The sequence below is a fragment of the Sphingomonas sp. genome (genome assembly GCF_036387595.1).
GTDB lineage: Bacteria > Pseudomonadota > Alphaproteobacteria > Sphingomonadales > Sphingomonadaceae > Sphingomonas.
Genome location: NZ_DASVTL010000003.1, coordinates 1 through 6491, shown reverse-complemented (window position 1 = coordinate 6491; position 6491 = coordinate 1). Strand labels below are relative to the sequence as shown.

5 protein-coding genes and 2 pseudogenes are annotated in these 6491 nt (G+C 66.1%); 6 read left to right on the top strand and 1 reads right to left on the bottom strand.

Annotated elements, in window-relative coordinates; genetic code table 11:
* Positions 1-56: 56 nt before the first annotated feature.
* The 3 genes and pseudogenes from dxs to VF643_RS16085 all read left to right on the top strand — a co-directional run.
* The gene (gene dxs, locus VF643_RS00225; protein ID WP_331041351.1) at positions 57-1982 is read left to right on the top strand and encodes a 1-deoxy-D-xylulose-5-phosphate synthase; all 1926 of its coding nucleotides are present in this window, start codon (positions 57-59) and stop codon (positions 1980-1982) included.
* Positions 1983-2405: 423 nt separating this feature from the next.
* Positions 2406-3395: pseudogene (locus VF643_RS00220) on the top strand (hypothetical protein); the annotation flags it as partial.
* A gap of 15 nt (positions 3396-3410) precedes the next feature.
* Positions 3411-3530: pseudogene (locus VF643_RS16085) on the top strand (PEPxxWA-CTERM sorting domain-containing protein); the annotation flags it as partial.
* 137 nt (positions 3531-3667) lie between these two features.
* Here VF643_RS16085 and VF643_RS00215 read toward each other — a convergent pair.
* Positions 3668-4333, bottom strand: coding sequence for an RBBP9/YdeN family alpha/beta hydrolase (locus tag VF643_RS00215; RefSeq protein ID WP_331041349.1), 666 nt, complete (start codon positions 4331-4333; stop codon positions 3668-3670).
* A 191-nt stretch (positions 4334-4524) separates the two neighbouring features.
* Between VF643_RS00215 and VF643_RS00210 the strand changes: the two genes are divergently transcribed.
* From VF643_RS00210 to VF643_RS00200, 3 genes are all read left to right on the top strand, one after another.
* Positions 4525-5259: a TlyA family RNA methyltransferase gene (locus VF643_RS00210; RefSeq protein WP_331041348.1), complete on the top strand. Its 735-nt coding sequence runs from the start codon at positions 4525-4527 to the stop codon at positions 5257-5259.
* A gap of 264 nt (positions 5260-5523) precedes the next feature.
* Entirely contained in the window at positions 5524-6042 is a 519-nt protein-coding gene (locus VF643_RS00205; RefSeq protein ID WP_331041347.1) for a TspO/MBR family protein, read from the top strand.
* A gap of 11 nt (positions 6043-6053) precedes the next feature.
* The gene (locus tag VF643_RS00200; protein WP_331041346.1) at positions 6054-6299 is read left to right on the top strand and encodes an accessory factor UbiK family protein; all 246 of its coding nucleotides are present in this window, start codon (positions 6054-6056) and stop codon (positions 6297-6299) included.
* Positions 6300-6491 lie beyond the last annotated feature (192 nt).

Genomic DNA, 6491 nt, shown 5'->3' with positions numbered 1-6491 from the left:
TCTGACAAGTTGTCGGTTGCAATCGACACCACCCGACTGCGCGGGTAAACGGGGTGATGGCCGATCTACCCGCAACGCCGTTGCTCGACACCGTCGCGACGCCCCAGGACCTCCGCACGCTCAAGCCCGAACAGCTTCGCGCGCTAGCCGACGAACTTCGCGCCGAGGTGATTTCGGCGGTCGGCACCACCGGCGGGCATCTGGGCTCGGGGCTCGGCGTGGTCGAGCTGACCACCGCGATTCACTATGTCTTCGATACGCCGCGCGACCGGCTAGTGTGGGACGTCGGGCATCAATGCTATCCGCACAAGATCCTGACCGGGCGTCGCGACCGGATCCGTACGCTGCGCCAGGGCGGGGGCCTCAGCGGGTTCACCAAACGCAGCGAGAGCGAATACGACCCGTTCGGCGCGGCGCATTCGTCGACATCGATCTCCGCCGCGCTCGGCTTCGCGATCGCCAACAAGCTGGCGGGGACGCCGGGCAAGGGCATCGCGGTGATCGGCGATGGCGCGATGTCCGCTGGCATGGCGTACGAGGCGATGAACAATGCCGAGCAGGCGGGCAATCGCCTGGTCGTGATCCTCAACGACAACGACATGTCGATCGCGCCGCCGGTGGGTGGGCTCAGCGCCTATCTGAGCCGGATCGTGTCGAGTCGCGAGTTTCTCGGCCTGCGCGAGCTCGCCAAGAAGTTCGCGCGCCGGTTGCCGCGGCCGTTCCACAATGCCGCGCGCAAGACCGACGAATTCGCGCGCGGGATGACGATGGGCGGCACGTTGTTCGAGGAACTCGGCTTCTATTATGTCGGGCCGATCGACGGACATAATCTCGACCATCTGATCCCGGTGCTGGAGAATGTCCGCGACGCCGAGGAAGGTCCGATCCTGGTCCATGTCGTGACCAAGAAGGGCAAGGGCTACGCCCCCGCGGAGGCATCTGCGGACAAATATCACGGTGTCCAGAAGTTCGACGTGATCACCGGCGCGCAGGCGAAGGCGCCACCGGGGCCGCCGGCGTATCAGAACGTGTTCGGGCAGCAGCTGGTGGCGGAGGCCGCGCGCGACGACCGCGTCTGCGCGATCACCGCGGCGATGCCGTCGGGCACGGGGCTGGACGCGTTCGCGGCGACCTATCCCGAACGGTTTTTCGACGTCGGGATCGCGGAACAGCATGCGGTGACGTTCGCGGCGGGGCTCGCGGCGCAGGGGATGCGGCCGTTCTGCGCGATCTATTCGACCTTCCTGCAACGCGCCTATGACCAGGTCGTCCACGATGTCGCGATCCAGAACCTGCCGGTGCGCTTCGCGATCGACCGCGCCGGGCTGGTCGGGGCGGACGGCGCGACCCATGCGGGGGCGTTCGACGTCACCTATCTGGCGACCTTGCCGAACTTCGTGGTGATGGCGGCGGCGGACGAGGCCGAGCTGGTGCACATGACGCATACCTGCGCGATGCACGACAGCGGGCCGATTGCGGTGCGCTATCCCCGCGGCAACGGCACCGGCGTGGCGTTGCCGACGACGCCCGAGCGGCTGGAAATCGGCAAGGGGCGGCTGGTGCGCGAGGGCAAGACCGTCGCGATCCTGTCGCTCGGCACCCGGCTGAAGGAGGCGCTGAAGGCTGCGGAGATCCTCGAGGCGAAGGGGCTGTCGACCACCGTCGCCGACCTGCGCTTCGCCAAGCCGCTCGACGTGGCGCTGATCCGGCGGCTGCTGACCACGCATGAGGTCGCGGTGACGATCGAGGAAGGCGCGGTCGGCGGGTTCGGCGCGCACGTGCTGACGCTGGCGAGCGACGAAGGGCTGATCGATGCGGGGCTGAAGCTGCGCACGCTGCGGCTGCCCGACGCGTTCCAGGACCAGGATAAGCCCGAGAAGCAATATGCCGATGCCGGCCTGGATGCCGCGCACATCGTCACCACGGTGCTGACGACGCTTCGCCACAACAGCAGTGCCGTCAGCGAGGGCGCCTGCGCCTGAGGGCTGTGGGCGAGTGCGCAACGCGTTCGACCCCGCGCGTAGCAGTGTCGCGAGCCGGAGATCGGGGGATCCGCTTGCGGGATCGGGCGGCACGCGCCTGGCTCGTTGCGGCGCAGCGAGGCGCAGCGCGGCGCAGCGCGGCCCCTAATCAGTCGGTACACGCACGCGTCGACAGGTCATCCCTATGCGCTCCGGCAATCGTGGCCTCAGTATAGCGCTCCCGCCCTCGCTAGCGGGGTTGCTTGATGCTTGAGCTGCCCGAGTATTTCAGAAGTCCTACGGATCATAAATACCCGTACTAAGCTGGCGCCGGCGAATAGCTAGGATGTTTGTTCCGGGCAATACGTCAATCACCCCTTCTTCGGTGATCAAACTACTGTATCTGCAATCTGAACGATGTGGTCGGGCAGATCTTGAACAGGAATGGTTTGGATGATGAAGATGATTACCAAGCGGATTGCTCTAATGTCTGCTACCATATCATCAGCGTTGATCGGTACTTCCGCGAACGCCCTGGTGATCAACAACTATTTCTCCGCGCATCTACGAAGCAACGCTCGCGCCGACGAAATCATGGCGGCAATCAATTATTCGTCCCGGGCCTTTGAGGCGCTGTTGTCGAACGAGGTCACAGTCAACATCGCGTATGATCTGGACACGACGTTCAGTTTCTATCTCGGCCGGTCGGGCTATGCGGGCGACTCGCTCCGCAAGGACGTTTACGCCGAGGCGCTGCAGGACAACGCAGCGGCTCATCCGGAAAACACGGTCCTGGCACAAGCGATCGAGGCTCTCGGACAAGGCAATTTCGCCAACCGCGATCTGACGAGGATCGGTGCCAGCAGCGCGCTGCTCCGTGCCAACGGAATCCCGATCGATGGTGATCTCGAGCAACACCCCAACCCAGACGGCACGCCGATATACGACCTGGGTGGTGAGGAGTTGAAGGTCGGCGGCCTCGACGGCGTCGTCACTCTGGCGTCGATAAGCGAGATGTTGTTCGGATTCGACATCCCGAAGTTCGATGGGACGCGTGAGTCGATCCGCTTCTCGGCGATCAACACGCTCCAACATGAGATCATGCACGTCCTCGGTGGCGGGAACTCCAATATCGGCTCGGATAGCCAAATGGAATCGTTGGACCTATTTCGCTATTCGGCGCCCGGCGTAGCGAACTTCGGAGAGCCGGGGCGCGTCTATTTCTCGATCGACGGCGGCACGACCGAGATACAGGAATTCTATACGGATCCGAGGAGGGGCGGAGATCCGAATGGCTGGGGGCCGCTCACCCCTTGTTCGACGGGGAACGGCAATGGCGGGCCGATCGGATTGTTCATGGATTCGATCTCCTGTTCCAATCAGCCGACGGTAACGTTCAGCCTCGGGTCGCCAGAGGGCATCCAGATGATGGCGCTCGGCTGGAATCCGCGCGTCGGCGCGGTTCCCGAGCCCGCAACTTGGGCGATGATGATCCTCGGCTTCGGCGGCGTCGGCGCAGCGTTGCGGCGGCGGCCTCTGAAGCCGACATCTCGGGTAAGCTTCGCCTAATCAGCTACAGACGATGGCAACACAACGAGGATTTCGTTGACGCAGAGGCGCGGAGGACGCGGAGATGTCGGCATCCGGGCGGGCCTTGCGGGGCAGTAACGCTGCTCTCGATCTGGTCATCCATACGAAGAGGCGGCTCAACCTTGGACGAGCCGCTGTTCCACCCCGAGCGTCCGCGTCAGCATCGCGCGCGCGTCGCCGGGCGGGCGAGCGTGGCCGCGGCCGTCGCGGCTGGCGTCGATCACGCGGTCGAGCAGCTCCTGCCCCTCGTGCCAGGCGCCGAGTCCGCTCGCCGCGTTGATATGGCCTTGCGCGCCGATCTCGACATGGTGGCTGCCCCATTCGGCGGCCATGCTGTGTGCCCTGGCGGGGGCGACCCAGGGATCGTCGGTCGAGGATACCAGGATCGACGGGAACGGCAGCGGGCCGTGAGGGACGGGCGCGAAGCCGGCCAGTTCGCGCGGCGCGTCGGCGCGGTCGACGTCGGCGGGTGCCACCAGCAGCGCGCCGGCAACCGGCCAGCCATAGGGTTGCGGCGCCAGTTCGGCCCACCACGCGACCGCGATGCAGCCTAGGCTGTGCGCGACCAGTATCACCGGCGCCTGCGCCTGGCGGATCGCCTCGTCGAGCTTGGTCACCCAGGAATTGCGATGCGGCGTGTCCCACATGCCGAGTTCGACGCGGACGGTGTCGAGGCGCGATCGCTCCCACAGCGTCTGCCAGTGCGAGGCGCCCGAACCGCCCAGTCCGGGCACCGTGAGGATCGTCGGGGAAACGGCGTCGTGCGGCGCGAAACTACCCATGGTCACCTCCTGCTCCTTGCGAAGAAGCGGCTGCTTCTCGCCAAGAGGGGCGTGTCGGACCTGCGCTCTAGGGCACGCCGATCCGGCACGCCCCCCCGCTACAGGCATATACCTACCGATCCGGGGGACAATGCCCCTGCGACGAGCGGATCACGGCTTGCGGCGGGCCGATGCGGCGGCGATAGCGGGCCATGGCGAAGCAACGCGCGGACCAGATTCTCGTCGATCGCGGCCTCGCCGAATCGCGCACCCGCGCGCAGGCCCTGATCATGGCCGGGCTGGTCTTCGCAGGAACGCGCAAGGTCGAGAAACCGGGGCAGACGCTTGCAGATGACGTCGAGCTGGACGTCCGCGGCCGCGATCATCCGTGGGTGTCGCGCGGCGGGATCAAGCTGGCGCACGGCCTGGCCGCGTTCGGCTGGAACGTCGACGGCGCGGTCGCGATCGATGTCGGCTCGTCGACCGGCGGCTTCACCGACGTGCTGCTCACCGGCGGTGCCCGGCGGGTCTATGCGGTCGACAGCGGCACCAACCAGCTCGCGTGGAAACTGCGCCAGGACGAACGTGTCGTGGTGCTCGAACAGACCAGCGCGCGAATCCTCACCGATAGCCACATCCCCGAAGCCATCGACCTGATCGTCTGCGACGCCAGCTTCATCGGCCTTGCCAAGGTGCTCGAACGGCCGCTGTCCTTCGCTCGCGAGGGCGCGCGGCTGCTGGCGTTGATCAAGCCGCAGTTCGAGGCCGGGCGCGGGGAGGTCGGCAAGGGCGGGGTGGTGCGAGATCCGCTGGTGCATCGGCGCGTGTGCGACGAGGTGGTGGCGTGGCTCGGCGCGGCGGGGTGGTCGGTGCAGGGCGTGGTCGAGAGCCCGATCACGGGGCCGGAGGGGAATGTGGAGTTCCTGGTGGCGGCCGTGCGGGGGTGAGTGGACTTGGGGCGTGCTCTCACGCCCGCGGCCGGCTCGCGGCCCTTGTTCTCCCGCGAAGGCGGGAGCCCAGTACCGGGTCCCCGCCTTCGCGGGGACACAAGGCTGGAACATTGAGGCCGCTCGCTCCTACGCCAGTCAGGTCGAACCCCGATAATACGCATCCTATCGCTTTACCTGCCGCCCGCCGCGCGCCAGAACGTCGGGTGACAATAGAAATCGGGGGATGCCGTGGGGGAGATCGCGTCGAGGGGCCAATTGCGCATGTCGTTCGTGCGCTGGGCCATGGTGACGGTGCCGTCGATCCTGCTGCTCGGTTTCCTGGCCGGGCAGGTGGTACCCGTCGGCAACGAGAATGGCTGGTATCGGGCGCTCGCCAAGCCTGCGCTGACGCCGGCGGGGTGGGTCTTTCCGGTAGTGTGGTCGGCCCTGTACGTAATGATGGGGCTCGCGCTCGCGCTGGTCCTCAACGCGCGCGGTGCGCCGGCGCGGGGCATAGGGATCGCCCTGTTCCTCGCACAGTTCGCACTCAACCTGTCGTGGACGCCGCTGTTCTTCGGCGCGCACCGGGTCGGGCTGGCGTTGCTGGTGATCGTGGCGATGACCTTGCTCACGATCGCGACGACCTTCGCGTTTGCGCGGGTGCGGAAGGCGGCGGCGTGGCTGCTGGTGCCGTATATGGTGTGGATCAGCTTCGCGAGCGTACTGACGTTACGGATCGGGCAGCTCAACCCCGACGCGGAAACACTTGTACCCTTCCCGCAAACAACCCAGATGTTGTGAAAGGAACGGTGATGCAGACAGAAAATCGTATGTTCGACGACATCGTCAAGATGTTCAACGGTGCTGCCGGCACGATTGCCGGCGTCGCGCGCGAGACCGATGCCTCGGCGCGCAGCCGCGCGCGCGAATGGATCGGCGGGCTCGACTTCGTCTCGCGCGACGAGTTCGAGGTAGTGAAGGCGATGGCGGTGGCGGCGCGCGAGCAGAACGACCTGCTCGAGGCGCGGATCGCAGCTCTAGAGGCCAAGCTACCCTGACCTTTTCCACAGATTTCTCGACTCCCTCGGCTACCGCGCTTGCCCGCGCGGTTTTGCCTCGGCAGCGTCTTTCGTGCGATAGCGCTGCCAGGACATGATGATGCTCGATCAAGCCGACCACGACAGCGACCCCGCCGCGCCGATCGACATGCTCGAAGCCTATTATGGCGCGCATGGCTGGGACCACGAGCG

Coding starts and splice junctions, on each gene's coding strand:
- dxs (WP_331041351.1), top strand. CDS start 57: ATGGCCGATCTACCCGCAACGCCGTTGCTCGACACCGTCGCGACGCCC.
- VF643_RS00210 (WP_331041348.1), top strand. CDS start 4,525: ATGGCGAAGCAACGCGCGGACCAGATTCTCGTCGATCGCGGCCTCGCC.
- VF643_RS00200 (WP_331041346.1), top strand. CDS start 6,054: ATGCAGACAGAAAATCGTATGTTCGACGACATCGTCAAGATGTTCAAC.
- VF643_RS00215 (WP_331041349.1), bottom strand. CDS start 4,333: ATGGGTAGTTTCGCGCCGCACGACGCCGTTTCCCCGACGATCCTCACG.
- VF643_RS00205 (WP_331041347.1), top strand. CDS start 5,524: ATGTCGTTCGTGCGCTGGGCCATGGTGACGGTGCCGTCGATCCTGCTG.